This is a genomic window from Pseudomonas sp. 01L34 (assembly GCF_056400265.1).
On the sequence record NZ_JBFTSX010000014.1, the window covers coordinates 1 to 25,867 of the forward strand.

30 protein-coding genes, 1 tRNA gene and 2 pseudogenes are annotated in these 25,867 nt (G+C 57.2%); 16 read left to right on the forward strand and 17 right to left on the reverse strand.

Going from position 1 to position 25,867, the window contains the following annotated elements:
• The 6 genes from AC1DQM_RS29360 to AC1DQM_RS29385 form a co-directional block, all read left to right on the forward strand.
• Window positions 1–501 (forward strand): electron transfer flavoprotein subunit alpha/FixB family protein (locus tag AC1DQM_RS29360; protein WP_477747223.1); only part of this gene is annotated, 501 nt, incomplete at its 5' end.
• Between the two features lie 25 nt (window positions 502–526).
• Window positions 527–1,369 carry an HTD2 family dehydratase gene (locus AC1DQM_RS29365; RefSeq protein WP_477747224.1) on the forward strand — a complete coding sequence of 281 codons (843 nt, stop codon included), beginning with the start codon at window positions 527–529 and terminating at the stop codon, window positions 1,367–1,369.
• Window positions 1,366–2,190, forward strand: a complete 825-nt coding sequence (locus tag AC1DQM_RS29370) for an HpcH/HpaI aldolase/citrate lyase family protein (RefSeq protein WP_477747225.1) — start codon at window positions 1,366–1,368, stop codon at window positions 2,188–2,190. Before AC1DQM_RS29365 ends, AC1DQM_RS29370 begins: the two co-directional genes overlap by 4 nt.
• Before the next feature lie 23 nt (window positions 2,191–2,213).
• The gene (locus tag AC1DQM_RS29375) at window positions 2,214–3,605 is read left to right on the forward strand and encodes an aldehyde dehydrogenase family protein (RefSeq protein WP_477747226.1); all 1,392 of its coding nucleotides are present in this window, start codon (window positions 2,214–2,216) and stop codon (window positions 3,603–3,605) included.
• A 99-nt stretch (window positions 3,606–3,704) separates the two neighbouring features.
• Window positions 3,705–3,911, forward strand: a complete 207-nt coding sequence (locus AC1DQM_RS29380) for a hypothetical protein (protein WP_192379283.1) — start codon at window positions 3,705–3,707, stop codon at window positions 3,909–3,911.
• Between the two features lie 126 nt (window positions 3,912–4,037).
• Window positions 4,038–4,664 (forward strand): LysE family translocator, encoded by a 627-nt coding sequence (locus AC1DQM_RS29385; protein ID WP_026331974.1) that lies wholly within the window; start codon window positions 4,038–4,040, stop codon window positions 4,662–4,664.
• Between the two features lie 270 nt (window positions 4,665–4,934).
• On the opposite strand, the gene AC1DQM_RS29390 is transcribed toward AC1DQM_RS29385, so the two are convergent.
• Window positions 4,935–5,342: a DUF3224 domain-containing protein gene (locus AC1DQM_RS29390; protein WP_477747227.1), complete on the reverse strand. Its 408-nt coding sequence runs from the start codon at window positions 5,340–5,342 to the stop codon at window positions 4,935–4,937.
• A 509-nt stretch (window positions 5,343–5,851) separates the two neighbouring features.
• Between AC1DQM_RS29390 and AC1DQM_RS29395 the strand changes: the two genes are divergently transcribed.
• The 4 genes and pseudogenes from AC1DQM_RS29395 to AC1DQM_RS29410 all read left to right on the forward strand — a co-directional run.
• Entirely contained in the window at window positions 5,852–6,214 is a 363-nt protein-coding gene (locus AC1DQM_RS29395) for a DUF6124 family protein (RefSeq protein WP_230138938.1), read from the forward strand.
• Window positions 6,215–6,606: 392 nt separating this feature from the next.
• Entirely contained in the window at window positions 6,607–6,951 is a 345-nt protein-coding gene (locus AC1DQM_RS29400) for a hypothetical protein (RefSeq protein WP_230138936.1), read from the forward strand.
• A 274-nt stretch (window positions 6,952–7,225) separates the two neighbouring features.
• Window positions 7,226–7,465 carry a hypothetical protein gene (locus AC1DQM_RS29405; RefSeq protein WP_237229584.1) on the forward strand — a complete coding sequence of 80 codons (240 nt, stop codon included), beginning with the start codon at window positions 7,226–7,228 and terminating at the stop codon, window positions 7,463–7,465.
• A 21-nt stretch (window positions 7,466–7,486) separates the two neighbouring features.
• Window positions 7,487–8,008: pseudogene (locus tag AC1DQM_RS29410) on the forward strand (site-specific integrase); the annotation flags it as partial.
• Between the two features lie 192 nt (window positions 8,009–8,200).
• On the opposite strand, the gene AC1DQM_RS29415 reads toward AC1DQM_RS29410, so the two are convergent.
• Window positions 8,201–9,127 carry a LysR family transcriptional regulator gene (locus AC1DQM_RS29415; RefSeq protein WP_064616817.1) on the reverse strand — a complete coding sequence of 309 codons (927 nt, stop codon included), beginning with the start codon at window positions 9,125–9,127 and terminating at the stop codon, window positions 8,201–8,203.
• A gap of 176 nt (window positions 9,128–9,303) precedes the next feature.
• Between AC1DQM_RS29415 and AC1DQM_RS29420 the strand changes: the two genes are divergently transcribed.
• The 3 genes and pseudogenes from AC1DQM_RS29420 to AC1DQM_RS29430 form a co-directional block, all read left to right on the forward strand.
• Window positions 9,304–10,143 (forward strand): pirin family protein, encoded by an 840-nt coding sequence (locus tag AC1DQM_RS29420; RefSeq protein ID WP_064616816.1) that lies wholly within the window; start codon window positions 9,304–9,306, stop codon window positions 10,141–10,143.
• Window positions 10,144–10,231: 88 nt separating this feature from the next.
• A complete protein-coding gene (locus AC1DQM_RS29425) occupies window positions 10,232–11,311 on the forward strand; it encodes an alkene reductase (RefSeq protein ID WP_477747228.1) in 1,080 nt (359 codons plus the stop codon).
• 133 nt (window positions 11,312–11,444) lie between these two features.
• Window positions 11,445–12,254 (forward strand): annotated as a pseudogene (locus tag AC1DQM_RS29430) (LysR family transcriptional regulator); the annotation flags it as partial.
• A gap of 274 nt (window positions 12,255–12,528) precedes the next feature.
• On the opposite strand, the gene AC1DQM_RS29435 reads toward AC1DQM_RS29430, so the two are convergent.
• The 9 genes from AC1DQM_RS29435 to thrS form a co-directional block, all read right to left on the reverse strand.
• Window positions 12,529–12,605 (reverse strand) — tRNA-Pro (locus AC1DQM_RS29435).
• 89 nt (window positions 12,606–12,694) lie between these two features.
• A complete protein-coding gene (locus tag AC1DQM_RS29440; protein ID WP_003179985.1) occupies window positions 12,695–13,051 on the reverse strand; it encodes a MerR family transcriptional regulator in 357 nt (118 codons plus the stop codon).
• The gene (gene ihfA, locus AC1DQM_RS29445) at window positions 13,032–13,334 is read right to left on the reverse strand and encodes an integration host factor subunit alpha (protein ID WP_002553164.1); all 303 of its coding nucleotides are present in this window, start codon (window positions 13,332–13,334) and stop codon (window positions 13,032–13,034) included. Before ihfA ends, AC1DQM_RS29440 begins: the two co-directional genes overlap by 20 nt.
• 3 nt (window positions 13,335–13,337) lie before the next feature.
• A complete protein-coding gene (pheT, locus tag AC1DQM_RS29450; protein ID WP_477747229.1) occupies window positions 13,338–15,719 on the reverse strand; it encodes a phenylalanine--tRNA ligase subunit beta in 2,382 nt (793 codons plus the stop codon).
• A gap of 26 nt (window positions 15,720–15,745) precedes the next feature.
• Window positions 15,746–16,762 (reverse strand): phenylalanine--tRNA ligase subunit alpha, encoded by a 1,017-nt coding sequence (gene pheS, locus AC1DQM_RS29455; RefSeq protein WP_007940232.1) that lies wholly within the window; start codon window positions 16,760–16,762, stop codon window positions 15,746–15,748.
• Window positions 16,763–16,871: 109 nt separating this feature from the next.
• A complete protein-coding gene (gene rplT, locus AC1DQM_RS29460; protein WP_007905879.1) occupies window positions 16,872–17,228 on the reverse strand; it encodes a 50S ribosomal protein L20 in 357 nt (118 codons plus the stop codon).
• A 28-nt stretch (window positions 17,229–17,256) separates the two neighbouring features.
• Window positions 17,257–17,451 carry a 50S ribosomal protein L35 gene (gene rpmI, locus AC1DQM_RS29465; protein ID WP_002553160.1) on the reverse strand — a complete coding sequence of 65 codons (195 nt, stop codon included), beginning with the start codon at window positions 17,449–17,451 and terminating at the stop codon, window positions 17,257–17,259.
• 60 nt (window positions 17,452–17,511) lie between these two features.
• Window positions 17,512–18,063: a translation initiation factor IF-3 gene (infC, locus tag AC1DQM_RS29470; RefSeq protein ID WP_172435341.1), complete on the reverse strand. Its 552-nt coding sequence runs from the start codon at window positions 18,061–18,063 to the stop codon at window positions 17,512–17,514.
• Complete coding sequence (gene thrS, locus AC1DQM_RS29475) at window positions 18,063–19,985, reverse strand: threonine--tRNA ligase (protein WP_007940231.1); 1,923 nt, start codon at window positions 19,983–19,985, stop codon at window positions 18,063–18,065. The genes infC and thrS overlap by 1 nt, the downstream gene beginning before the upstream one ends.
• A gap of 373 nt (window positions 19,986–20,358) precedes the next feature.
• Here thrS and AC1DQM_RS29480 point away from each other — a divergent pair, with 373 nt between their 5' ends.
• Window positions 20,359–20,661, forward strand: a complete 303-nt coding sequence (locus AC1DQM_RS29480) for a hypothetical protein (RefSeq protein ID WP_018930277.1) — start codon at window positions 20,359–20,361, stop codon at window positions 20,659–20,661.
• A 290-nt stretch (window positions 20,662–20,951) separates the two neighbouring features.
• A complete protein-coding gene (locus AC1DQM_RS29485) occupies window positions 20,952–21,164 on the forward strand; it encodes a cold-shock protein (RefSeq protein ID WP_003179963.1) in 213 nt (70 codons plus the stop codon).
• A 65-nt stretch (window positions 21,165–21,229) separates the two neighbouring features.
• Here the strand turns inward: AC1DQM_RS29485 and AC1DQM_RS29490 are convergent, their stop codons facing one another.
• Window positions 21,230–21,547 (reverse strand): I78 family peptidase inhibitor, encoded by a 318-nt coding sequence (locus AC1DQM_RS29490; RefSeq protein ID WP_018930278.1) that lies wholly within the window; start codon window positions 21,545–21,547, stop codon window positions 21,230–21,232.
• 167 nt (window positions 21,548–21,714) lie between these two features.
• Complete coding sequence (locus AC1DQM_RS29495; protein WP_018930280.1) at window positions 21,715–22,020, reverse strand: hypothetical protein; 306 nt, start codon at window positions 22,018–22,020, stop codon at window positions 21,715–21,717.
• A 132-nt stretch (window positions 22,021–22,152) separates the two neighbouring features.
• On the opposite strand from AC1DQM_RS29495, the gene AC1DQM_RS29500 reads away from it, so the two are divergent.
• Entirely contained in the window at window positions 22,153–22,365 is a 213-nt protein-coding gene (locus tag AC1DQM_RS29500; RefSeq protein ID WP_018930281.1) for a hypothetical protein, read from the forward strand.
• A 38-nt stretch (window positions 22,366–22,403) separates the two neighbouring features.
• Here AC1DQM_RS29500 and AC1DQM_RS29505 read toward each other — a convergent pair whose 3' ends face one another.
• Genes AC1DQM_RS29505 through AC1DQM_RS29520 form a run of 4 tightly spaced genes read right to left on the reverse strand, consistent with a single transcriptional unit; the run spans window position 22,404 to window position 25,864 of the window.
• Complete coding sequence (locus tag AC1DQM_RS29505; RefSeq protein WP_477747230.1) at window positions 22,404–23,432, reverse strand: nucleoside hydrolase; 1,029 nt, start codon at window positions 23,430–23,432, stop codon at window positions 22,404–22,406.
• Window positions 23,433–23,465: 33 nt separating this feature from the next.
• Entirely contained in the window at window positions 23,466–23,870 is a 405-nt protein-coding gene (gene rbsD / locus AC1DQM_RS29510) for a D-ribose pyranase (protein WP_349746750.1), read from the reverse strand.
• Window positions 23,867–24,784 carry a ribokinase gene (gene rbsK / locus AC1DQM_RS29515; RefSeq protein ID WP_258613355.1) on the reverse strand — a complete coding sequence of 306 codons (918 nt, stop codon included), beginning with the start codon at window positions 24,782–24,784 and terminating at the stop codon, window positions 23,867–23,869. The genes rbsD and rbsK overlap by 4 nt, the downstream gene beginning before the upstream one ends.
• Window positions 24,785–24,844: 60 nt before the next feature.
• On the reverse strand, window positions 24,845–25,864 hold the full coding sequence (locus tag AC1DQM_RS29520) for a LacI family DNA-binding transcriptional regulator (protein WP_477747231.1): 1,020 nt from the start codon (window positions 25,862–25,864) through the stop codon (window positions 24,845–24,847).
• Window positions 25,865–25,867: the final 3 nt, after the last annotated feature.

Sequence of the window (25,867 nt, forward strand, 5' to 3'; positions counted from 1 at the left end):
GTGATCACCGTGCGTGCGACCGGTTTCGACCCGGTGGCGGCTGAAGGTGGTTCGGCCGCCGTTGAAGCTGTTGCCGCTGTTCACAACGCCGGCACTTCCAGCTTCGTCAACGAAGAACTGGCCAAGTCCGATCGTCCGGAACTGACCGCCGCCAGGATCGTCGTTTCCGGCGGTCGCGGCCTGCAGAACGGTGACAACTTCAAACACCTGTACGCCCTGGCCGACAAGCTGGGCGCCGCCGTTGGTGCTTCGCGCGCTGCGGTTGACGCAGGTTTCGTCCCCAACGACATGCAGGTCGGTCAGACCGGCAAGATCGTTGCGCCACAGCTGTACATCGCCGTCGGTATCTCCGGCGCGATCCAGCACCTGGCCGGCATGAAAGACTCCAAAGTGATCGTGGCGATCAACAAGGACGAAGAAGCGCCGATCTTCCAGGTGGCCGATTACGGCCTGGTGGCGGATTTGTTCGAAGCGATTCCAGAAATGGCCGCCCTGGCCTGATCACCGACCGACAGGAGCGACATGTATGAGCAATATCGATTTTTCAGCGTGGATCGGACGTCGTCAGGAAAGCCAGGACCGGATCAGCTTCAACCTGGTCAAACGCATTGCCGCCACCTTGAGCGAAGTTGCACCACTGCCTGGCGAAGCGCTGCCGCCGCTGTGGCACTGGGCGTTTTTTCAGGAGCCGGTTGCCGCCAGCGAACTGGGCCCGGACGGCCATCCCGCGCTCGGCGGCTTCCTGCCACCAGCCCACAACCGCAATCGCATGTGGGCCGGTAGCCGAATCGAGTTCTACCAGCCTCTGAAGGTAGAGGCGGATGTGACCTGCGTATCGACCATTCTCAACGTCGAAGAGAAGCACGGTCGCACCGGGTCGTTGCTGTTCGTCACGGTACGCCATGAGTATTTCCAGGACGGCCAACGCGCCCTGCAAGATGAGCAGGACATCGTCTACCGGGAACCGACACCGCCTAAACTGAGCGGCACCGAAGCGCTCCCTGAAGGCCAATGGCGGGACCAGGTCGAACCCTCACCGACCCTGCTGTTCCGCTATTCCGCAGTCACCTTCAATGGCCACCGGATTCACTATGACTGGCCCTACGTCACAGAGACCGAAGGCTATCCGGGGTTGGTAGTGCATGGCCCTTTGATCGCCACCCTCAACTTGCGTGCCTTCACCAGAGCGCACCCGACCGCGCGCTTGAAGCGCTTCGCGTTCCGGGGTGTCAGGCCGCTGATTTCACCGCAACCCTTCGAAGTGGGCGGGCGTCTGATCGACAGCGGCAAGGCGCAGGTTTGGGCGGGCAATCAGGACGGCACCGCACAAATCGGTGAAGTCGAGTTCAGCGAGGGAGAAACCCCATGAATCCATCGATCGTTCGCACCGCCCTGTTTGTCCCGGCCACGCGTCCAGAGCGCATCCCCAAAGCCATCGCCACCGGCGCGGACCGGGTGATTGTCGACCTGGAAGATGCCGTACAGGAAAACCTCAAGGAACAGGCCAGGGATAATCTGCAGCGCTTCTTGAGTGACCACCCGGACGCCCGGATTCTGGTTCGCGTAAATGCCCCGGATCACTGGGCACACGCTGCAGACCTGGATCTTTGCCGACGCCATGCCGGTGCGACCGCCATTCTGCTGCCCAAGGCTGAAACCTGTGCGCAAGTGCACACTGCAGGCAGCACCGGCAAACCGGTCTGGCCGATCATCGAAAGCGCCAAAGGCTTGGCTGCACTTGGCTCGATTGCCATCGCCCAAGGTGTCGAGAGGCTGTCGTTCGGCAGTCTCGATCTGGGCCTGGACCTGAACCTGACCACCGGCAGTCGCGCCGCCGATGAAGTGCTCAGCCACGCCCGTTATGCCGTATTGCTCTGGACCCGGGTTGCCGGGCTGGCGCCTGCGCTGGATGGTGTTTTCCCCTCGATCGAGGACACCACCGGCCTGCGCGCCGCCGTTGAATTTGCCCGCGACATGGGCTTCGGCGGCGCACTGTGCATCCATCCGAGCCAAGTGGCGATCATCCATCAGGCATTACAACCCACCGCTGAAGAATTGCACTGGGCGCGACGCATCATCGATGCCGCCAGCTCCGGGGAAGGCGTGTTCGTGATGGATGGGCAAATGGTCGATGCACCGGTCATTGGTCGTGCCCAAGCCATTCTGGCACGCGCGAACCAGCCATTTTGATTCTCACCCTGCAGGACGGTGTCATGACCCCAATTTCCAGTCTCACCCATGCCATTTCGATCAACCCCGCCACTGGCGAGCAGATCGGCCACTACCCTTTCGAATCCCCATCGACCCTGGACGCCGCATTGTCGCGCGCCGCTGCCGGGTTCCGCGTCTGGCGCAGCAAACCCGTTGATCAACGCTCGCAGCTGTTGATCACCCTGGCTCAGGTATTGCGCGACAACGCCGCCACGATGGCGAACATGATCACCCAGGAAATGGGCAAGCCCATCACTCAGGCACGCGGTGAAATTGAAAAGTGCGCGCAGCTTTGCCAGTGGTACGCCGAACACGGCCCTGCCATGCTGAGCGCCGAACCGACAATGGTCGAGGGTGGCAAGGCACGCATTGAATACCGCCCGCTCGGGCCGATTCTCGCCGTGATGCCATGGAATTTCCCGATCTGGCAGGTCCTGCGCGGCGCCGTTCCAGCGCTGATCGCCGGCAACACCTACGTCCTCAAACATGCCCCCAACGTGATGGGCTGCGCCTGGCTATTACGCGATGCCTTCAAACACGCTGAGTTTCCCGAAGGTGTTTTCGAGGTCATCAACGTCACGCCGGACGGCGTCTCCACGGCCATCGCCGACCCACGCATCGCCGCGGTGACACTCACCGGCAGCGTCCGGGCCGGTATTGCCATCGGCGCACAGGCCGGTGCAGCCTTGAAAAAGTGTGTGCTGGAACTGGGCGGCTCCGATCCGTTCATTGTGCTCAACGATGCCGACCTCGACGAGGCGGTCAAAGCCGCCGTCATTGGCCGCTATCAGAACACCGGCCAAGTCTGCGCAGCCGCCAAGCGCCTGATCGTCGAGCAAGGCATTGCCCAGGCATTCACCCGCAAGTTCGTCGAAGCCACCCGCCAACTGGTCGTCGGCGATCCACTTGCCCCAGACACCTACATCGGCCCCATGGCCCGCTTCGACCTGCGTGATGAACTGGATCGTCAGGTTCGCAACACCCTGGAAGAAGGCGCGACATTGCTGATGGGCGGCAAGAAAGCTGAAGGCCCCGGCAACTTTTACGAGCCCACCGTCTTCGCTGACGTCACTGACCAAATGACCTCATTCAAACAGGAACTGTTCGGTCCGGTAGCCTCGATCATCACCGCACGCGACGCCGCCCATGCGCTGGAATTGGCCAACAACAGCGAATTCGGACTCGCCTCAACTATCTACACGGGTAATGCTCAGCTGGCAGAGCAGATGGCTGGTGAACTGGAAACTGGTGGTGTGTTCATCAATGGATATTGCGCGACGGACCCGCGTGTCACGTTTGGTGGGGTGAAGAAAAGCGGTTTTGGCCGGGAGCTGTCGCATTTTGGGGTACGGGAATTTTGTAATGCGCAGACGGTTTGGTTGGATCGGCGCTGATTGCATCAATAGTAAAACTGAGACAAATAAAAAGGGTCGCGAGGTAAAATCTCGCGACCCTTTTTAATTAATTCGCGTCCTCCCTGCCGAAGGGTACTCATGTTGAAGAAACAACCGGAAAGCAAAGCGGCGACAGCTGCTGAAATTGAGCGCTCCATCCAGGCCCTGAACAAAATGGCAGAACGCCTTTGGGGTGATGGCCGGGAAGCTGAGGCGAAGGCCCTCCTTGATGCCTTGGACGCACTAAACCGGGCGCTTGACCGGATCAGGATTGGAGAAAGTCGAAGGATTGCGACTCTGCATTAAGACGCACGAGTCAATCGGCGGTTGAAGTTACTCTCCAATGCAGTGGCTTTGACTTTGCAGCCTGGTACGGGCACATTCTGGCGCTACGTGAGGATGGATGCCTCGGTGAGGCTTAAGGAGAATGCCGTGTTTCCGATCAATATCTGGCTTGCCTATACTGCCGCGTGCTTGCTATTGGTGCTCGCACCAGGCCCGGACAATCTGCTGGCCGTAGGCCGAGGACTCAGCCAGGGCAAGATCGCCGCTATCGTGTCGGGGATGGCATCCGGCGCGGGAATTCTCTTTCATGTGGCAACCGCTTCGCTAGGACTGACTTTGCTTATGCAGACGTCCGCCGTTGCCTTCTGGGTCGTCAAACTTATCGGCGCCGGTTATTTGCTTTGGCTTGGCATAAAAGTCCTGCGCTCCCGTAGCCTGATTAGCTTCCAGCCGGCGACTCGGCAATCACTACCGAGCATTTTCCTCACGGGATTACTCTCGGCAGCACTCAATCCGAAGCCTGGTTTTTTCGTCCTTGCGTTCATCCCGCAGTTCGTCGACCCGCAACGCGGCTCAGTGAGCGTGCAGATGCTGGTGTACGGCATATGGTTCGCCGCCCTTACGGCAGTGGGATTCGCACTTATGGGCGTATTTGCCACTGTACTGTCCCGTTTTTTGCGTCAGAGCCCACGGCTGGTAAATGGCCTGAACGTAGGGGCAGGACTCACCTTCGTCGCTTCGGGAGTATCGATAGCGGCGCTCAGCCAAAAATAGGATTAATGTCTTGGCGCTGCGAGGCTGGAATTCCAGCCTCGCTGGGTTTCTGCGATTATGACGCTGACGACTTTAAGGCTGATCTTTCGTAAGCGTCCGGTAGACACGCCTTGACGACCTCATTTCAATCGAATGGTGTTCGTCATCTCCAGGCAATCGTCGTTACTGCGACCGTGAATCCACACAACCCTTAGCCCTTCAAAACCTCGTTCACGTCAAAAGCCTCGGATAAGCTTTGGCAGAAACGGGGATGCGTCCAGCCAATACACTTTAGCTGTCAGGTTCAAACGAATATTCAAATGACACTTGTGCCGGCTCACCATGACCAGCAACGTAGTTACCATTACCGCTAAGATTGATTAGATCCCCCGTGCCTGCCCCCTTCACGACACTCCAAGTGCTGCGTGCCTTTCCCTCCGAAAATGATCCCGAATGCCGAACAACAAATGTTCCGCTCTTACCTGCTACCACACCACAAATCCGCTCAAAACCAACAAAGCTAGCTGTGCCGTCGACGCTATAAGACATGAGGTATTCGACGCTACTTGTTCCCTCGATGGCGCCAGCATAGGACTGCGTGACTTTGGCGTGTGAGAGTTTCGGAGTGCCCTCAAGTTCTTGAGACGGTTTCTCGTCCCAGCCAGTTATCTGAAACGTGCAGCTATCAGTCATTTTCATGGGGATTTAGCTCTTTCGTCGTAGTAAGGGAATGTGGTGGTCTGATGTGCCGGGAACACCGTTCTGCCTAATGATACCCGTTGCCACCTATGCGGCGGCAGTTGCTGAATATTACCAGCCTGGTGCGTAGGCAGGCCGTAGCTCTGTATATCCCCTCGCCTCACCCTAGATGTTTAGCTACGTGTTTAAGTACATCCGGTGTTACTTCATCGAGGCTACAACGCCTTGCGTCGTTGCCTACGCCTACGCCAGAATCCGCCGGCTTGTGCGCTTTGGGCTCGGGTTTTATCGTTTCCCGGTCACTGAAAAACAGTGATCGGGTTTGGTAGCCCGTTCGTATCACGGCGCACGGCATCACCTATTATGGTGGCCATGCGCGGGGCTCTTTCGAGGGCGCCGGGTTCCTGATGCGACCGGTCTACCAACCCGCGTATGGCCATCACCCTAATTCGTTTGGTAGCGAATGTGATGGCTCCCATTTAAATAAACTCGCATCAGGAGTTTCATCCATGTTCAAACCTACACCCAATCCGCCTGCCACAGACCCGACATCCCCCTACGAATCCCTCGATTCAAAAAAGCTCCACGAAGCCGCCGAACGCGCCCTCGACCACTACCTCAACCCGGCCGCCCAGATCATGGCCTCCACCAACGAACCCGAGCCTATGTACTTCGCCAATCCGAAGTACAACACTGAATCCTTGCTGGCCAACGCAAGCGAAACACTCGGCTCGGCCACCCTCATGCTCACCAATTTCGCGGCGCTGCTGGAAACCTCACATCGCAAGACCCTGCTGGGCATTGCGCAAGTGGTCATGCTCGGTGAACTGGCGGTGAACCAGGCACTGGATCACGTCGAATTGAAGGAGTAATCGTCGTGCCCTGTGGCGAGGGTGCATACCATCGCCACAGAAACGGCACAAAGGCAGATTGAATAAATAGCCTCTGTTTATCGTTGAAGACTACAGAATGCTCGGCCTCCGCCTACAGTACAGTAATGAATTTCAGCAATGGGCCTATCTGACTTCACACCGCATACACAGGACTTGACTGCAGTCGAAATTCTCCGCTCTGTGCGTGCGATCGACTCACTCGTAAATGGCGACATTAACGATGCAATACGCAAAGCATCTGGACAATGGGAATCTTTACCGATGGGCCCCGGCCAAGCGAATCGCCCACTTAATGGACATCCATCCGGTCAACCGTATATGCCGTATGACGATGTCTTAACCACCTACAAGAAATTTGGCGGCACTACAAAATGAAACTACACCCTATTGCTTGCATTCTGCTTTGTTGCGTTAGCGTTCTTGCGAACGCAACAGATGTGCCGATTAAAAAAGGAATGTCCTTCTTAAATGCACGGAAAGCATTGATCAAACATGGCTGGAAGCCAAGTTTACCGAATGAGATGCAGCCGGTTGGCACCGCAGTAATACTTAAAAACATGGGTATTATTGAAGTCGAAAGATGCACCCAAGGGGTGCAATATTGCGAGTTCAATTATAAGAAAAACAAAACTTGTCTAGTCGTCAGCACCACTGGTGAAGAAGTAAAAGACATGATAATTGATGGCTGGGGTTTCAAGTGTCCCGAGACAGATTAGGGGCATCAATATCAGTCCGCTATTTTCGGGCCTTGCTAAGGGAGGATTCTGTGTATTCAGAGTTTTTGGCGAGCTACAAATCGGCTGAAGGGATTGTCAAATAAAGGCTTCGATCCTCGCGCTCGTCGTACTTTATTGCATTGGCACCAGCGCAACGTTTGCGGATGGCTCGCAGGCGACAAATGACAGGCGCGGACCGGCAGGCATCGCCGTCGGTGAGCCCCTGGTCGCGGCCAGGGCCAAGCTCGTCAAACAAGGCTGGAAGCCGACGCGGATGCATACCACCGATGGCTATGAATACAGTGGCGTGGAGCGGGAGCTGGCTGCACGCAAGCTCTTCGAGGTCGATACCTGCTCTTTTGATAGCTCGCGTTGCATCTTGTTCTACTCAAAGAACGGCGCTTGCCTGCACGTCGACACCATGGGGGAGCAATTCAATGACATGACGGTTACGCGATGGGCCGATGAGTGTCCTGACGCGCCTCCAAAACCAAGCAAGCGCGGCGCGGGATAGCAATCGACCATTTTGCGAGGCCTCACCCTGATCATCGCCCAGCGCCACACCGACATTCTCGATATGCGCTTTGATGGCGTTCGGGAGGGATACCTCTATCTGGTGCAGAAGAAGACGGCGAAGCCCAGTGACGCAGTGTGGATTCGCTTTCGAGTGACGCTCGAGTTGCAGGCAGTTATCAGTCGCTGCCGTGATGACACTGCGTCACCGCACCTGATGCACCGGAAGCCCGATCGCCCGAAACAGAAACAGGCGCAGACCAAGGACCACTGGACGAAGGTTGAGGATCGGTATTTGACGCGAGCGCTCAAGGAGGCCAGGGAGGCGGCGAACTGCTACGCGGGATGGAAGAAAGAGGAGATGCCAGGCTTTCACGAAGTGCGAGCGCTGTCACTGCACCTGTACAAGAAAGCCGGAAAGGACGGGCGGAAAATTGCAGGGCATGCGAGCGTGGGGATGACCAAAAACTACCAACGGGACCACGAAAAAATCGTCTGGTCTGAGGCAATTCCAGACCTGAATATCAGCGAAATCACCGGGTAGTTTTGCGCGTTTTTTGCGCAGGCACAAAAAAGCCGATCTAGCTGATCGGCTTAACTATCTGATTGTACTCATGAAATATGGTCTTGACGGAGTGATTCGAACACTCGACCCGTAAATACAGATGACGTGACTAATGGTGGAGGAAATTACTACCCGTCCCGCTGTGTGAAAGTCATAAGCCCAAATACCGTGTCAAACCTGCTCAGGTAAAACCCTTGCTGGGAATGCTTCCACTTTTAGCTTCTCCATCACCAGTCCTATAAAGGCTGATACCGCCAACGGCAAATGTTGCCGACTGGGATAAAGCACATGCAGGCCGTATCCAGTGCGATGGTAATGCGGTAGCACAGGCACAAGGCGGCCAGCCCGAAGATCGAAATCAACTATCGTGGGCGGCAGCAACGCAATACCCAAGCCAGCCACCGTGGCCTTACGCAATGCCTGAGCCGTGTTTCCATTGAAACGGCTGGTAATCTGCACGTCTTCCTCAACACCGTTCGGCCCATTAAGACGCCACGTGGTGACGCCGCTAGGATGGCCGAAACTCACACAGTCGTGATTGACCAGATCCTCTAGCGTAGCGGGCACACCTCGGTTATTGAGGTACTTGGGGCTGGCGACCAAACCTTCATTGCCTGCTCCAATGAGTTGGCGACCGACGTATCCCGAATCCTGCAAAGTGCCCCCTCGAAACGCAATGTCGATCCGATCAGCGATCAAATCGGCGCGCGCATCACTTAGCACGAAGTCAAGCTGAACCCGTGGATGCAAGGCTAGAAAATCGGCCACCCATTCCATAGGGAAGAAGTCGAAGAAATCAGCCATCGCCGCAATGCGCACGATGCCACTCGGCTCCTGGTTTCCCGTCATTAATTGCTGTCCGGCATCGATCAGGCCTTCTACCGCGCCAGAGCAGCGGTCATGAAAAGCCTGACCTGAATGGGTAAGTGTGAGCTTGCGCGTGGAGCGCTGCAGCAGCCGTGTGCCGAGCTGCGCCTCGAGTTGTTGAACGCGCCTGCTTAAGGTGTTGGGCGGCATTCCAAGCTGCCGCGCCGCTTCGGCAAAGCTGCCGTTGCGTACCACTTGTACAAACAAGGCGACGTCATTCAGGTCAATCACTTTATCGCCACCCCTTCGTTAAATGGATTGGTTCAATCCAATTATGCCATCTAATAAAGCAATCCGAAGACGCATATCCTTCAGGCATTGCTGCATTTGACCTCCCAGACAGCCAAAGCGCTGCTCGATGACATTGTCTGGTGGGCCCAGGCGCTCAAACCCCCGAGAGAAAACATATGACCGCCACCGTCGCTGTTCTGCAACGCGCCATTGTCCATCGCACTAAAGGCAGCACCCATGGCCCTATAACGCGGCTTATGAGCCCGGGCGATCTGGGCGAGCTTTTAAAGCCTTTCATTTTCCTTGATATTTTCAGTTTGAACGCCAGTCGCGGTAAGTCCAATTTCGGCATGCACCCGCACTCAGGGATCGCGACGGTTACCTTCATGACCAAAGGCGACGTCGCCTATGAAGACACCACTGGCGCGACGGGTGTGTTGCTTGCCGGTGGTGTTGAGTGGATGCGCGCCGGCAATGGGGTTTGGCACGACGCTACGCTAGCCAACGAGTCCTCAATGCAGGGATTCCAGCTCTGGGTGGCACTACCGCCGTCGTTGGAAAACGCCCCCGCGCTGAGTGTCTATCTTGCGCCCTCCCAAGTTCCGCAATCAGGCCCGGCGCGCGTGCTCCTGGGCCGCTACGGTAATGCGCAGAGCCTGATTGAAGCGCCGAGTGACATGAACTATCTCGCCGTGAATTTGAAAGACGGCGAGCGCTGGCGGTATACCCCGCCGTCCGGACACACCGTGGCCTGGCTCGCGGTTAATGCAGGACGGCTGGACACAGGGGGCCTGATCAATGCCGGCGAACTCGCCGTATTCGAGGAGTCCGAGCAATACATCGATTTCGTGGCTCAAGGCGAATGCTCATTCGTACTGGGCTCAGCAGTGAAGCATCCGCACGAACTGGTGACGGGCTACTACTCGGTACACACGAGCAGGGCAGCTCTGGCACAGGGCGAAACTGAGATACAGCGCATCGGCGAACGCCTGCGGCAGGAGGGACGACTGAGCTAGCCCCTGAGGCGCGCCTTCAGTCGATACGACTCCCCGCTAAACATCCCACCAATCCCGAATTATTAATCCTCACCTACTGAGATACATCATGACCACGAGCAATCTCGACCTGCTGTTGTCCCCTGCACAAATCGGCTCCCTCCCTCTGAAAAACCACATGGTCATGGCGCCTTTGACGCGAAGCCGCGCCGGTGAAGGTGATGCTCCGACGCCCACCGTGGTTGAGTATTACCGGCAACGTGCCGGTGCCGGACTCATCATCACCGAGGGTTCTCAGGTCTCGGCACAAGGCAAAGGCTATATGAGAACGCCGGGCATCTTCACCTCCGAACAAATCGCCGGCTGGAGACAAGTGACCGACGCTGTTCATGCAGAAGGTGGACGGATATTCCTGCAACTCTGGCATGTCGGACGGCTCTCACATCCATTGGTGCAGATCAACAGCGCCCTGCCAGTAGCACCTTCAGCGATCAAGGCTGATGGCGAGATCTATACGCCTGAGGGACTGAAGTCTTACGAATTGCCACGAGCTCTGGATCTCGATGAGGTTCCTGACGTGATCGCTGATTTTCGCCAAGGTGCTGAAAACGCAAAACGTGCTGGATTCGACGGCGTTGAAATCCATGGTGCAAACGGTTATTTGATCGACCAGTTCCTACGCGATGGCACCAATACCCGAACCGATACCTACGGCGGATCTGTAGAGAATCGCGCTCGATTTCTCAAGGAAGTAGTCGAGTCCGTCATCGAGGTCTTCGGGGCCAGCCGCGTAGGCGTTCGCCTGTCGCCAATCTTCAATTATTTCTCCATGAGCGACAGCGATCCCCAAGCAACTTTCAACTACGCGGCGAAGATGCTCAGTCGCTATGGGTTGGCCTACCTTCACGTGGTTGAACTCGGTGCAGGGCCATTTGATTTCAGAGAACTAAAGCGTCGTTTCGGTGGCACCTACATCGCCAATGGTGGCTATGACGCAGAGCGAGCCGGAACGGCGCTCAACTTAGGCGATGCTGATCTGGTGTCGTTTGGCACCGCGTTCCTGGCCAACCCGGATTTGGTAGAGCGAGTCAAACACAATAGAGCCCTGAACGAAGCCGACCCGACGACGTTCTACCAAGGTGAGGATCGCGGTTACACGGACTATCCGACCATGGCGCAATCCCGATAGGCACTATGAGCAAATCACTGGATTAGACGTCAGTCAGCGTAATGTCTCACGGCGACCGCGAGCCATTCGCTGGCGCTTACTGGGCTGCTTAGTAAAAGCTCCAACTAATCAGCCCTGGACTCGCCGTCCGCTATCCCAGCGCCGTGACGCGGTGCGACGCCTGGAAGCCAGGCTAGGTGTGAGGCTGCTCAATCGCACCACCCGGAGCGTGGCTCCGACTGAAGCTGGCGCAATGCTGATGGAACGCATCGTGCCCGCATTGGGCGAAGTCGAGTCGGCTCTTGATGTGGTGAACAACTTCCGCGACCGCCCCTCAGGCACCCTCAAGCTGAATGTTCCTGCCAGCGCCGCAAGACTTGTGCTGCCGTCGATCATTACCCCCTTCCTGCAAACCTATCCCGACATCAGCCTGGAAGTGACGATCGAGGAGAACTTCGTCGACATGCTTGCGGCAGGTTGTGACGCAGGTATTCGTTACGATGAACGCCTTGAGCAGGACATGATTGCAGTCCCCATCGGCCCACGACTTCAACGCTTCGCGACGGCCGCATCACCGGCTTGTCTCGATGCCAGAGGTCGACCAGAGCACCCACGAGATCTGTTGAAACACGCATGCCTGCGGGGCAGATTTCCCAGTGGCGCGATGCCGCTCTGGGAGTACGAACGTCATGGCGAAACCGTGAGCGTGGACCCGACTGGGCCGTTGATTGTCAGGGTGGGAGGCGCCGTGGACCTGACTGTTCAGGCTGCGATTGATGGGCTGGGTATCGTCTACCTGTTTGAGGACTGGCTTGAGCCCTATCTGGAAAGTGGGGCACTTGAACCGGTGCTGGAACCATGGTGGCAGAGCTTTACCGGACCGTTTCTCTATTACCCTGGTAGACGCTATCTGCCCTCGCCTTTGAGGGCATTTATAGACTTTATCAATGCCCAGCGAACGTAGTTCATCAATAACCATTCGACGAATGTTAAACGCGGAAATGCCTTGAGTCTGAGGTATCACCGGCTCAATGAACGCCGAAACCGCCATAGGCAATGTCACCGACTTAAATAAAGCAGATGCAGGCCTCTATTGGTGCGCTGATAGTGCGACAGAACACCAACCAGCTCCTTGATATCCGCTGAGATTCCAGCCAGAGCCAGTGGTTTTGTGGGGGGAAAACGACTTTAAATAAAAAGGGGTCGCGAGATAAAATCTCGCGACCCCTTGAATTATATGGTCGGGACGGAGTGATTCGAACACTCGACCCCTAGCACCCCATGCTAGTGCGCTACCGGACTGCGCTACGCCCCGACTAGGCGTTGACTCTGTCCCTCATCTCGAGGAACGCTCAAGAATATATCGCAAGCTTTTGAAAACTGGAAGTATTTAAAAGCAGGAATTTATTTCTTGAGGACCACCAGAACATCTTCCAGCTCGGCGATCATCTGGCGGATCATTTGTTTGTATTGGGTGGTGTCGTCTTTGGCTTCATCGCCGGACAAACGCAAGCGTGCGCCGCCGATGGTGAACCCCTGATCGTAAAGAAGCGCGCGGATCTGCCGGATCATCAGCACATCCTGGCGCTGATAATACCGGCGGTTTCCGCGGCGTTTGACGGGGTTGAGTTGAGGAAACTCCTGCTCCCAGTAGCGCAGCACGTGTGGTTTTACCGCACACAGCTCGCTGACTTCACCAATGGTGAAGTAGCGTTTGCCCGGGATGACGGGTAGTTCGTCGTTATGACTTGGTTCCAGCATAAGCCTCAACTCGGGCCTTCAACTTCTGCCCTGGACGAAAGGTGACCACACGGCGAGCCGTGATCGGGATTTCTTCTCCCGTTTTCGGATTGCGGCCAGGCCGCTGGCGTTTGTCCCGAAGGTCGAAATTGCCGAAACCGGACAATTTGACTTGTTCGTTGTCTTCGAGCGCGTGCCTGATTTCTTCGAAAAACAGTTCGACCAATTCCTTGGCCTCCCGCTTGTTCAGGCCCAGCTCTTCGTACAGACGTTCCGCCATCTCAGCTTTCGTCAAAGCCCCCATACGTCACTTCCTTAACGTGGCGTTCAACCTTTGTTCGAGCGAGGTGAGGATGTTTTGCGTTGCGGTATTCACCTCATCGTCATTAAGAGTGCGCGATGGATGCTGCCAGGTCAAGCCGACCGCAAGGCTTTTTCTATCAGGATCAATGCCTTTACCCTGATACACGTCAAATAGCCTGAGGTCCGTGAGCCATTCGCCTGCATTTTCACGGATTACATCCAGCACAGCAGTGGCCGGCACGTCCGTGGCCGCAATCAATGCCAAGTCACGACGCACTTCAGGAAAGCGCGACAACTCGCTGTATTTTGGCATTTTGCCCAAAGCCACTTCGGCCAGAACCAGCTCGAAAACGAAGACCGGACGGTCGAGACCGAGGGTTTTCGACAATTCAGGGTGGATAGCACCGACATAGCCGACCAGGCGACCATCACGCTCGACGCGCGCGGTTTGACCCGGGTGCAACGCAGGGTGTTTACCCGGCACAAACGTGAACGCATCCAGTGCACCGGCGAAGCCCAGCACCGCTTCCACATCGGCTTTGACGTCGAAGAAATCCACGACATCGCGACCTTGCGCCCAGCCTTCCGGCAGACGGCTACCGCACACCACACCAGCCAGCATCGGCTCTTGCTTCAGGCCTTCCAGCTGACCAACGAAACGCAGACCGCTTTCGAACAGGCGGACGCGATCCTGCTGGCGGTTCAGGTTGTGCTGAAGCGCCTTGACCAGGCCCGGCCACAGGGACGAACGCATGGCAGCCATGTCGTTGGAAATCGGGTTGGCCAGCAGTAGCGGCTCGACACCCGGATTAAACAACTCGAACTGTTTCGGATCGATGAAGCTGTAGGTGATCGCTTCCTGATAACCACGGGCCACCAGCAGACGACGCAGCTCAGGCAGATCGCTACGCGCTTCAGCCTTGGCTTGTGGTGCCAGACGGGCTTGCGGGTAGCGAACCGGCAGGCGGTTGTAACCGTACAGACGGGCCAGCTCTTCGATCAGGTCGACTTCCAGGCTGATATCGAAACGGAAACTTGGCACTTCAACGCGCCACTGCCCTGCCCCTTCGGCAGTAATGGACAGGCCCAAAGCACTGAGCAGACGCTCGACTTCGGCCGAATCCATTTCCATGCCCAGCATCTGGGTGATGCGTTGGGCACGCAGGGTGATCGGTGCGATCGACGGCAGATGCTGCTCGCTGACGGTTTCGACGATCGGGCCGGCTTCGCCACCGGTGATGTCCAGCAGCAGGCCAGTAGCGCGCTCCATGGCTTCACGGGCCAGCTTCCAGTCCACGCCACGCTCGTAGCGGTGCGAAGCGTCGGTGTGCAGGCCGTAGGAACGCGCCTTGCCAGCGACGGCAATCTGGTCGAAGAACGCGCTTTCCAGGAAAATATCGCGGGTGGTCGCGGTGTTGACGCCGCTGTGCTCGCCCCCCATGACGCCGGCGATAGCCAAGGCACGGGTGTGGTCGGCGATCACCAGCGTATCGCTACGCAGGCTGACTTCCTGACCGTCGAGCAGCACCAGCTTCTCGCCATCTTCAGCCATGCGCACGCGGATGCCGCCATTGATTTCGGCGAGATCGAATGCGTGCAGCGGTTGGCCCAGTTCCAGCATCACGTAGTTGGTGATGTCGACGGCGGCGTCGATGCTGCGCACGTCGGCGCGACGCAGGCGCTCGACCATCCACAGTGGTGTAGGCTTGGACAGGTCAACGTTACGGATCACGCGACCCAGGTAACGCGGGCAAGCGTTCGGCGCCAGTACTTCGATCGAACGCACTTCGTCGTGCACGGCAGGAACGCTGGCAATGGCCGGGCGCACCACCGGGGCAGCATAAAGCGCACCAACTTCGCGGGCCAGACCGGCCAGAGACAGGCAGTCACCGCGGTTCGGGGTCAGGTCGACCTCGATGCTGGCGTCTTCCAGGTTCAGGTATTCACGAATGTCCTGACCGACCGGCGCATCGGCCGGCAATTCCATCAGGCCGTCGTTGCCTTCGCCAATTTGCAGCTCAGCCTGGGAGCACAGCATGCCGTTGGATTCAACGCCACGCAGCTTGGCTTTCTTGATTTTGAAATCGCCTGGCAGTTCGGCACCGATCATGGCGAACGGGATCTTCAGGCCCGGGCGCACGTTTGGCGCACCGCACACAACCTGGAAGGTCTCCGCGCCGCTGCTGACCTGGCAAACGCGCAGCTTGTCGGCGTCCGGGTGTTGCTCGGTGCTCAGCACCTCGCCCACTACCACGCCACTGAACTCACCGGCGGCCGGCGTAACGCTATCGACCTCAAGACCGGCCATCGACAGACGAGCAACCAGCTCGTCGCGATTTACCTGCGGGCTTACCCAGCCACGCAGCCATTGTTCACTGAATTTCATCCTGCTCTCCTAAGAATTCGTTACGACTAGCGAAATTGCGCGAGGAACCGCAAGTCGTTGTCGAAGAACAGACGCAAGTCGTTCACGCCGTAACGCAGCATGGCCAGACGCTCAACGCCCATGCCGAAGGCAAAGCCCGAAAACTCTTCCGGGTCGATCCCGGACATACGCAGCACGTTCGGGTGAACCATGCCGCAGCCCATGACTTCCAGCCAGCCAGTCTGCTTGCAGACACGGCAGCCTTTACCGCTGCACATCACGCATTCCATGTCGACTTCAGCGGATGGCTCGGTGAACGGGAAGTACGAAGGACGGAAACGCACGGCCAGTTCTTTTTCGAAGAACACGCGCAGGAACTCTTCGATGGTCCCTTTCAGGTCGGCGAAGTTGATATCGCGGTCGACCAGCAGGCCTTCGACCTGGTGGAACATCGGCGAGTGGGTGATATCGGAGTCGCTGCGGTACACACGGCCTGGGCAGACGATGCGGATCGGCGGCTGTTTCGATTCCATGGTGCGGACCTGTACCGGCGAGGTATGGGTGCGCAGCAACATGTTGGCATTGAAATAGAAGGTGTCATGCATCGACCGGGCCGGGTGATGGCCTGGGATGTTGAGCGCTTCGAAGTTGTGGTAATCGTCTTCGACCTCAGGGCCTTCGGCGATGCCGTAGCCAATGTGGGTGAAGAACTGCTCGATACGTTCCAGAGTCCGGGTAACCGGATGCAGACCGCCTGAGGTCTGGCCGCGGCCAGGCAGGGTCACGTCAATGGATTCGGCGGCGAGCTTGGCCGCAAGATCGGCCTCCTCGAACAACGCCTTGCGCGCATTGAGAACCTCTGTGACACGCTCCTTGGCAACGTTGATCAGCGCACCGACTTGCGGACGCTCTTCTGCCGGCAAATTCCCCAGGGTCTTCATCACCTGAGTCAATTCACCCTTTTTGCCAAGGTAGTGAACCCGGATTTGCTCCAGGGCATTGATATCTTCAGCGCTTTGCACAGCCTCTAGTGCTTGAGAGACGAGCGCATCCAGGTTTTCCATGTACAGACTCCAGATACAAAATAGGGGAAGAGCTTGAAGGCTCTTCCCCTATTTATGACGTTTAACACCTGGCCCCACAGAGGTGAGACCGGGTGACTGTCGGGGGTACTTAAGCCAAGGTGGCTTTAGCTTTCTCGACAATCGCAGCAAACGCCGCTTTTTCGTTCACTGCCAGATCAGCCAGAACCTTACGGTCGATCTCGATGGACGCTTTTTTCAGGCCGGCGATGAAACGGCTGTAGGACAGACCGTTGATACGTGCACCAGCGTTGATACGAGCGATCCACAGAGCGCGGAACTGACGTTTTTTCTGACGACGGTCACGGTAGGCGTATTGGCCTGCCTTGATTACCGCTTGCTTGGCAACACGGAATACGCGCGAGCGAGCGCCGTAGTAGCCTTTAGCAAGTTTCAGAATTTTTTTGTGACGTTTACGGGCAATGACGCCACGCTTTACACGAGCCATGAGTTACTTCCTCTATTCTTGACTAAAATTAACGAAGGCGCAGCATGCGCTCGACTTTTGCCACGTCAGACGGATGCAGCAAGCTGCTACCGCGCAGTTGACGCTTACGCTTGGTCGACATTTTAGTCAGGATGTGGCTCTTGAAAGCGTGCTTGTGCTTGATACCGTTAGCAGTTTTCAAAAACCGCTTAGCAGCACCACTTTTCGTTTTCATTTTTGGCATGTTCGGATACTCCGCATTCAGTTGATAAACATAATCAGAAGGCCTGCCGTGCCCTGTTGATTACTTCTTCTTTTTCGGGGCGATGACCATGATCAGCTGGCGTCCTTCCATCTTAGGATGCTGTTCGACCGAACCGTACTCGAGCAAGTCACCTTCAACTCGCTTGAGGAGTTCCATCCCCAGCTCCTGGTGGGCCATCTCACGGCCGCGGAATCGCAAGGATACCTTGGCCCTGTCCCCGTCACTCAGGAAACGTACCAGGTTGCGCAGTTTTACCTGGTAATCCCCTTCCTCCGTCCCTGGACGAAACTTGATTTCTTTAACCTGAATCTGCTTCTGGTTTTTCTTGGCCGCGGCAATCTGCTTCTTCTTTTCGAAGATCGATTTGCCGTAGTCCATCAGTTTGCAAACAGGGGGTACTGCATCGGCGGAAATTTCCACCAAATCCAGTTTGGCCTCTTCAGCCTTAAGAAGCGCGTCTTCAATTGACACAATCCCAAGCTGTTCACCTTCAGCCCCAATTAACCGAACCTCGCGTGCCGAGATATTCTCGTTGATCGGGGCTTTCGGTGCAGCTCGTTTATCTTGTCTCATTTCACGCTTAATAATAATTACTCCGAATCTGGGCGACCACGCCGGGAAACCGCTTGCGCGAGAAACTCAGCGAACTGGGCGACGGGCATCGAGCCCAGGTCAGCACCTTCACGAGTACGCACAGCGACAGTCTGCATCTCGACTTCCCGATCTCCGATAACCAAGAGATAGGGAACCTTGAGCAAAGTATGCTCGCGGATTTTAAAGCCGATCTTTTCATTTCTCAAGTCAGACTTGGCACGAAATCCGCTTTCGTTGAGAGTTTTTTCAACCTCTGCGGCAAAATCGGCTTGTTTATCAGTGATATTCATAATCACTGCCTGGGTCGGCGCCAGCCACGCGGGGAATGCACCCTCGTAGTGCTCGATCAGAATTCCGACGAAGCGCTCGAAGGAACCCAGGATCGCCCGGTGCAACATCACCGGGTGCTTGCGACTGTTGTCTTCGGAGACGTATTCGGCTCCCAGACGGACAGGCAGGTTAAAATCGAGCTGAAGGGTACCACACTGCCAGACACGGCCGAGGCAATCTTTCAGCGAGAACTCGATCTTCGGACCGTAGAACGCACCCTCGCCCGGCTGCAGATCGTACGGCAGGCCCGCACTATCAAGGGCTGCGGCCAATGCCGCTTCGGCGCGATCCCACAACTCGTCGGAACCGACGCGTTTTTCCGGACGAGTGGACAGTTTCATTTCGACTTCTTTAAAGCCGAAGTCGGCATAGACGTCCATGGTCAGCTTGATGAACGCGGCGGATTCGGCCTGCATCTGCTCTTCAGTACAGAAGATGTGAGCATCGTCCTGAGTGAAGGCGCGAACACGCATGATGCCGTGCAGTGCACCCGACGGCTCGTTACGGTGGCAGGCACCGAACTCGGCCAAACGCATCGGCAGCTCGCGGTAGCTTTTCAGGCCCTGATTGAACACCTGCACGTGGCACGGGCAGTTCATCGGCTTGATGGCGTAGTCGCGGTTTTCCGACTGCGTGGTGAACATGTTGTCGGCGTAGTTGGCCCAGTGCCCGGATTTCTCCCACAGGCTGCGGTCAACGACTTGTGGAGTCTTGATCTCCAGGTAACCGTTGTCGCGCTGAACCTTGCGCATGTACTGCTCGAGCACCTGGTACAGCGTCCAGCCGTTCGGGTGCCAGAACACCATGCCCGGCGACTCTTCCTGGGTGTGGAACAGGCCCAGACGCTTGCCGATCTTGCGGTGATCGCGCTTTTCAGCTTCTTCGATGCGCTGGATGTAAGCCGCCAGCTGCTTCTTGTCCGCCCATGCGGTGCCGTAAACGCGCTGTAATTGCTCGTTCTTGGCATCGCCACGCCAGTAGGCGCCGGACAGCTTGGTCAGCTTGAAGGATTTCAGGAAGCGCGTGTTCGGCACGTGCGGACCGCGGCACATGTCGACGTATTCTTCGTGATAGTACAGACCCATGGCCTGCTCGTTCGGCATGTCTTCGACCAGACGCAGTTTGTAGTCTTCGCCGCGAGCCTTGAACACTTCGATCACTTCGGCGCGCGGAGTGACTTTCTTGATCACGTCGTAATCTTTCTCGATCAGCTGCTGCATGCGCTGTTCGATGGCGGCCAGGTCGTCAGGCGTGAAAGGACGCTCGAAGGCGATATCGTAATAGAAGCCTTCTTCGATGACCGGACCGATGACCATCTTGGCCGTCGGGTACAGCTGCTTGACCGCGTGGCCAACCAGGTGGGCGCAAGAGTGGCGAATGATCTCCAGCCCCTCTTCATCCTTTGGCGTAATGATTTGCAGCGAAGAATCGCTGTCGATGATGTCGCTGGCGTCGACCAGCTTGCCATTGACCTTGCCGGCTACGGTGGCCTTGGCCAGGCCTGCACCGATGGATGCGGCGACCTCGGCTACGGAAACCGGGTGATCGAATGAACGTTGACTGCCGTCGGGAAGAGTAATAGTTGGCATGGCGCCTCCTCTCCTAGTGGTGACCCCTACCAAAGGTCACGTGGGTTGGGATGAGCCAGTACAAGATCCGATCCAGGCCATTCAATGACGAACGCCTGCCTTACAGCGGCAGGAGCCTTGCGGCCAACCGGAAAACCGAACCAGAGTGACTGGGATTCAAATCAGGGTTATTCGCGCATTTGCCGCTGCCGGGACGGAAGGTCATCCGGAGCCTGCAAACACCCGAGCCAGGCATGCTAGCACAGATGAACGGTCATCGATGCACTGAGGTTTTCTGCTGGGGCAAATCAGGCTTTTTTGTGCCAGAGTGCTGAACTTGAACCCCGTGTCACCCATCAGATAAAAGACATTGACCCGAAAGGAGCATCTCAGCATGCGTCTGAATCGTTTATTCGCAGTAGTCGCACCCGTCGTCCTGTTGCTGCCGCTGGCGGCCCACGCCGACTGGCCAAAGGGTGAGCGCGAGAAGTACATGGCTCAGTGCACACAGGCGGCTTCCCCTCAGATTGGCGCTGCTGCGGCAAAATCCCACTGCGCTTGTGGCGCCGACGCGATCAAATCCTACCCGGCCAGCGATATTCAGTCGCTGATGGACAACAAGGCCACCCCGGAACTGCAACAAAAGGCACTGGGCGAGATCGCCAAATGCAAGGCCAATGCACCGGCGAAAAAGTGAGGAAAAAGTACTTTTGACTCGGCCCAACGCTGATAAAAAGTGATGGATTTCAGCTTTTTCGTACGATTTATGCAGGTTTTACAGCTTTTTTTATTGTCTTTACTTTCGGCTGAAAGCCTTTTAAAACGGGGCTTTCAGCCATACAGAGCAACAAAGAGAACGCGACTGTAGGGCAAACAGCACGTCCGGGGGGCTCCCAAAGCGAACATTTCGACTATGATACTCCGGTGTGCCCAGTTGGCCTGAGCAGCACAGTACTACTGAAAATATATGTTTCTTGGAGATACACCATGTCTAATCGCCAAACCGGCACCGTTAAATGGTTCAACGATGAAAAAGGCTTCGGCTTCATCACTCCTCAAGGTGGCGGTGACGACCTGTTCGTACACTTCAAAGCTATCGAAAGCGACGGTTTCAAAAGCCTGAAAGAAGGCCAAACCGTTTCCTTCGTGGCTGAGAAAGGCCAAAAGGGTATGCAAGCTGCACAAGTTCGCCCAGAGTAATTTTCTGGCGCACTAAAAAAACCCCGTCCATGTGACGGGGTTTTTTATGGGTGAAACAAAAACAATCAGCCGCAGTTGACGCGGGTGACCACCAGATTGCTGTCGGTGCTCAGGTTCAGGCGATCGGAGCGGTACTCCAGAGTCACCATGTCATCAGGCTTGAGAAACCGGGCATTCTGCGCGCCTGCACGGGTACGCGCCTGCTCCAGCAATTCGGGCGAAGCCTTTTTGCCAATGGTGAATTCGGCAGCCTTTGCTTCACAACGGCTGTGGCCGGTATCGGTCGCCACAGGGTCCTTTGCCGACTCGGTGGACGTACTGCTGCAACCGGCCAGCAGAGTGGCGGCCAACAACGTACCCAATGATGCGAGCTTCCAAGGCATGAAGCCTCCTTTCTTTCAAAAATTAAGCAGAGATCGTGCGACCGCCATTTTGGTGTTTGGTTTCAAGGCGGGCGCTATCGCCCTGCCCTCGATCTGGACAAGTGGCGAGTTTGCCTGAGCATCGCCCTGGCGTTCATCCCGCAATCGTCACTGAATATGAACAGCCTTCAATAGACGTCGATGTAGTCGTACGGCGGATTCGGCCAGTTGTCTTTCAGCGCGTTGAAGATCTGCATGACCCACACCTCATCGCTGGCTGCGACCCGTCCGACATAACCCGAGCCCTTGGCCCATGTTTCCAGGCGAAACCGCAGCCCGTCGATATCAGTACCACCCACGACACCCGACGAAATGTAAGCGATGCCGCCCTTGGTGACTCGCAACTGAGTGTGCTCATCGTCGCTGGCAGAGGCCAGTAGCTGACGCACTGCTTCGAGGGTCAAGCCGTCAGGAGTGTTCAAATCGATCTGCACAGCACAATCCTTGAAAATTCGTCAAAGACCAAGTGTCGCATAGCCCTCTCCTGATGCCTAAGTCGGAGTGCCAAACGTCCTGCAAAATGGTTAACTCGACACTCAGACTTTCCCGACTTCACGAGCGCCATCATGACCACCGTAAGCATCGACGCCAATATCACAATCAAGTGGCCACAGGGCCACAGCTCTTACAGCCCGGGCAGTCCGGAAGAGCTGGCAATCATTGGTATCGATTTGCTGGTCAAGGAATTGGGGACACAGGCCGCCCAGACCTTCATAACCCAGGTTCTCGAGAAGTACTCCGACGACTATAAGGGCATGAGCGCAACGGATACCGAGTAGCGGAAAACCCCGCAGGCTGTCACCTGCAGGCCTATGGATTACTTCAAGCGAGCCAGGCGCTGGGTCAGCAGATCGAAGAAGCCCTGGGCGTCGCCATTTTCAACCCAGAAGGCATTCTTCGGTGCCTTCAGGCCGTCATACCAGTCGACAACGGTCTGACCGAAGGTCGGCCCTTCGCGACTGTCGACCACCACGTTTACCGAGCGACCGGTAAACAGTTCCGGCTTGAGCAGGTAAGCGATGACCGTGGCGTCATGCACCGGGCCACCCGGAATGCCGTAGTGCTCCATGTCACCTTTGACGTATTCGTTGAGAATATCGCCCACCAGCTTGCTGGCATTGTTGTCCAATGCGGCGATCTGCTTCAGGCGCGCTTCACTGGTGAGGATCTTGTGGGTCACGTCCAGCGGCAGATACGTCAGCTTGACGCCACTCTTCAGCACCACCTCCGCCGCCTGCGGGTCAGCGAACAGATTGAACTCGGCCACCGGGGTGATGTTGCCACCATTGAAGTGCGCACCGCCCATGATCACCACTTCCTTGATGCCCTCAACGATTTCAGGCTCCTGGATCAGCGCCAAGGCCAGGTTGGTCTGCGGGCCGAGCAAGGCGATGGTGATGCTATGGGGTTTGGCGGCCTTCAGGGTATCGATCAGGTAGTTGACTGCATTGCCTTCGGCCAGGCCTTTCTTCGGCTCATGCACGGTGACACCGGACAGACCTTCCTTGCCGTGGATGTTTTCGGCATAGATCGGCGTGCGCATCAGCGGTTTCGGCGCCCCCGCGTACACCGGCACCTCCTCACGCCCTGCCCATTCACGGGCCAGACGCGCATTACGCGAGGTCTTGTCCAGACGCACGTTGCCAGCGACGGTGGTCAGCGCACGAATGTTCAACTCTTCCGGCGAGGCCAGGGCAAACAGCAAGGCGACCACGTCGTCGGCACCTGGATCGGTGTCGATGATCAAGTCGATCTTTTCCGCCGCGTAGGCGCTTGTTGCGGTAATCAGGGACAAAAGCAGCAGACTCCGAAGCAGGTGATGCAGCTTCTGAGCATAGCGAGGCATAGCGCACTCCTTGTGCGTGGGAAGAACGGAAAGTTAGAACGTTACGCCAGCCACTAAAATGATGTTGCAGTACGGCTGACATTCGCCTGTACGAACAATCGCCCGTGCCTGTCGGCTGAGCGCCTTGAATTGGTCATGGCTGAGCAGTTCGCGACGGCCCAGCGCGCCGTCGGCATTCAGTTCATCCAGCGCGCTCAAGGCCGATGGCTTTTTGTCCAGAATCTCATGGGCCAGTACATGGCTTTCGACCTGCATTTCGCTGAGCACGACCTTCAAGGTACTGATGAAATCCGGAATGCCATGGGTCAAGGCCAGGTCAATCAACTCGACGCCGGGCGGTACTGGCAAGCCGGCATCGCCGATCACAACGGTGTCGCCATGACCCAGGGATGCGATCAGCCGCGACAACGCGACGTTGAGCAAAGGTGTCTTTTTCATGGTGCTTTAAACGCCTGTACGTCGGACAAGGTAGGAATCGAAGGTTGCGCGCCAGCCCGGGTGACCGACAGCGCAGCGGCGACCTGACCGAAACGGATCGCCTCGGCCTCGCTTTTGCCGGCCGCCAGGGCCGCTGCGAAACCACCGACAAACGTGTCGCCGGCCGCGGTGGTATCGACTGCTTTCACTTTCGGTGCCGGGAAATGCTCGAAGGTGATGCCATTGGCGAACAGCGATCCCTGAGCGCCAAGGGTGATGATCACCTTACCGGCGCCCATGGCGATCAAGCGGGTCGCGGCGGCTTCGGCAGTGCTCAGGGAATCCACCGGCAAACCGCTCAAGGCCGACGCTTCGCTTTCGTTGGGGATCAGGTAATCGATGGCCGCATACCAATCCGCCGGCAGCGGGCGACTGGCCGGCGCCGGATTGAGGATCACGGTCTTGCCCAGCTCACGACCGCGTTTCAAAGCATGGCCGACCGTGGCATCCGGCACTTCCAGCTGGCAGATGATGACATCCGCCTTCTGCAATACGTTGTCGAAACGGTCGATCACCTCAGGGGTCAGCGCGCCGTTGGCACCGGCAACAATCACGATCGCGTTCTGACTGTTGTCATCGACCACGATCAACGCCACGCCGCTGGAATCCTCGACCGTACTGACGGCCTGGCAATCGATCCGCTCGGCCAATAGCGCTCCGCGCAGCGCTTCGCCATAAGCATCGCTGCCGACACAACCGACCATCGACACCTGCGCTCCCAGCCGCGCCGCGGCCACGGCCTGGTTCGCACCCTTGCCGCCGGAAACCGTGGCAAATGACTCGCCGATCAGCGTTTCACCACCACGGGGCAGCCGTGGCGCCCGAGTCACCAGGTCCATGTTCAGGCTGCCTATTACCACTACTTTTGCTGGCATACATCTTTACTCATCAATTCGATTTCAGCGGTGCTTTTTTTGTTTAGCGGTGCTTTCGGCTCAGCGATATTGGGCAAACACACCGGCCAGCGGCGCGGTCGATTCCCGCAGGACAATACTGGGCGTCACGATGCGCTGATCGGTCGCCAGATCCGGCGCGGCGATCCGACGCAGCAACACCTCGGCCGCCATCTCGCCAAGTTGCAGGATTGACTGGCCCACGGTGGTCAACGCCGGATAGACGTAACGGCTCATCTGGATATCGTCGAAGCCGATCACCGATAGCTCGGTGGGCACCCGAATATTGCGTTCGGCAGCGGCGCGCAACACACCGATGCCGATCATGTCGTTGCCGGCGAAGATCGCGCTGGGCGGGTTCTTTTCCAGCAGGATTGCGGCGGCGTTGTAACCGCCGGTGCTGGTGAAGTCGCTTTCCAGCATGCGCTCACGCGGCACCTCGACGCCCGCCTCTTTCAGCGCCCGGCAATAGCCGGCCAGACGCATCTGCGCCACGCTGGTACTCGCCGGGCCGCCAATCGTGGCGATGTCCCGATGCCCCAACTCCAGTAAGTGCCGGGTCGCCAGATAGGCGCCGTATTCGTGATCGATGCGCACCAGGTCCGCATCGACGCCTTCCAGGTCACGGTCGATGATCACCATCGGCGTACGCACGCCCGTCAGGCCTTCAGCCAGGCTGCTATCCCCGCCGGCAGACGCAACGATTAACCCGTCGATACGTTTTTCCAGTAGCACGCGAAGGTAGCTGCGCTGTTTGTCCGGGTTGTCGTCGGAGTTGCAGAGAATGACGCAGTAGCCATTGCGCTCGCAGTAATCCTCGATGCCACGGGCCAGCTCGGCGAAGTACGGGTTGAGGCTGTTGGGCACCAGCAGGCCGATGGTCGCGGTGGTTTTCGCTTTCAACGAGCGAGCCACAGCGCTGGGCACGTAGTCGAGGCTTTTGATCGCCGCCTCTACCTTGATCCGTACTTCCTCACTGACTGGCCGCGTCTTGTTCACCACATGGGAAACCGTGGTGTAGGAAATGCCCGCGAGTGCCGCTACATCCTTGATCGTTGCCATGAC

Excerpts from the sequence above, each read along its gene's own strand:
- AC1DQM_RS29365 (WP_477747224.1), top strand. The coding sequence starts at position 527 with ATGAGCAATATCGATTTTTCAGCGTGGATCGGACGTCGTCAGGAAAGC.
- AC1DQM_RS29370 (WP_477747225.1), top strand. The coding sequence starts at position 1,366 with ATGAATCCATCGATCGTTCGCACCGCCCTGTTTGTCCCGGCCACGCGT.
- AC1DQM_RS29375 (WP_477747226.1), top strand. The coding sequence starts at position 2,214 with ATGACCCCAATTTCCAGTCTCACCCATGCCATTTCGATCAACCCCGCC.
- AC1DQM_RS29380 (WP_192379283.1), top strand. The coding sequence starts at position 3,705 with ATGTTGAAGAAACAACCGGAAAGCAAAGCGGCGACAGCTGCTGAAATT.
- AC1DQM_RS29390 (WP_477747227.1), bottom strand. The coding sequence starts at position 5,342 with ATGAAAATGACTGATAGCTGCACGTTTCAGATAACTGGCTGGGACGAG.
- AC1DQM_RS29395 (WP_230138938.1), top strand. The coding sequence starts at position 5,852 with ATGTTCAAACCTACACCCAATCCGCCTGCCACAGACCCGACATCCCCC.
- AC1DQM_RS29400 (WP_230138936.1), top strand. The coding sequence starts at position 6,607 with ATGAAACTACACCCTATTGCTTGCATTCTGCTTTGTTGCGTTAGCGTT.
- AC1DQM_RS29405 (WP_237229584.1), top strand. The coding sequence starts at position 7,226 with ATGCATACCACCGATGGCTATGAATACAGTGGCGTGGAGCGGGAGCTG.
- AC1DQM_RS29420 (WP_064616816.1), top strand. The coding sequence starts at position 9,304 with ATGACCGCCACCGTCGCTGTTCTGCAACGCGCCATTGTCCATCGCACT.
- AC1DQM_RS29425 (WP_477747228.1), top strand. The coding sequence starts at position 10,232 with ATGACCACGAGCAATCTCGACCTGCTGTTGTCCCCTGCACAAATCGGC.
- AC1DQM_RS29440 (WP_003179985.1), bottom strand. The coding sequence starts at position 13,051 with ATGCTGGAACCAAGTCATAACGACGAACTACCCGTCATCCCGGGCAAA.
- ihfA (WP_002553164.1), bottom strand. The coding sequence starts at position 13,334 with ATGGGGGCTTTGACGAAAGCTGAGATGGCGGAACGTCTGTACGAAGAG.
- pheT (WP_477747229.1), bottom strand. The coding sequence starts at position 15,719 with ATGAAATTCAGTGAACAATGGCTGCGTGGCTGGGTAAGCCCGCAGGTA.
- pheS (WP_007940232.1), bottom strand. The coding sequence starts at position 16,762 with ATGGAAAACCTGGATGCGCTCGTCTCTCAAGCACTAGAGGCTGTGCAA.
- rplT (WP_007905879.1), bottom strand. The coding sequence starts at position 17,228 with ATGGCTCGTGTAAAGCGTGGCGTCATTGCCCGTAAACGTCACAAAAAA.
- rpmI (WP_002553160.1), bottom strand. The coding sequence starts at position 17,451 with ATGCCAAAAATGAAAACGAAAAGTGGTGCTGCTAAGCGGTTTTTGAAA.
- thrS (WP_007940231.1), bottom strand. The coding sequence starts at position 19,985 with ATGCCAACTATTACTCTTCCCGACGGCAGTCAACGTTCATTCGATCAC.
- AC1DQM_RS29480 (WP_018930277.1), top strand. The coding sequence starts at position 20,359 with ATGCGTCTGAATCGTTTATTCGCAGTAGTCGCACCCGTCGTCCTGTTG.
- AC1DQM_RS29485 (WP_003179963.1), top strand. The coding sequence starts at position 20,952 with ATGTCTAATCGCCAAACCGGCACCGTTAAATGGTTCAACGATGAAAAA.
- AC1DQM_RS29490 (WP_018930278.1), bottom strand. The coding sequence starts at position 21,547 with ATGCCTTGGAAGCTCGCATCATTGGGTACGTTGTTGGCCGCCACTCTG.
- AC1DQM_RS29500 (WP_018930281.1), top strand. The coding sequence starts at position 22,153 with ATGACCACCGTAAGCATCGACGCCAATATCACAATCAAGTGGCCACAG.
- AC1DQM_RS29505 (WP_477747230.1), bottom strand. The coding sequence starts at position 23,432 with ATGCCTCGCTATGCTCAGAAGCTGCATCACCTGCTTCGGAGTCTGCTG.
- rbsD (WP_349746750.1), bottom strand. The coding sequence starts at position 23,870 with ATGAAAAAGACACCTTTGCTCAACGTCGCGTTGTCGCGGCTGATCGCA.
- rbsK (WP_258613355.1), bottom strand. The coding sequence starts at position 24,784 with ATGCCAGCAAAAGTAGTGGTAATAGGCAGCCTGAACATGGACCTGGTG.
- AC1DQM_RS29520 (WP_477747231.1), bottom strand. The coding sequence starts at position 25,864 with ATGGCAACGATCAAGGATGTAGCGGCACTCGCGGGCATTTCCTACACC.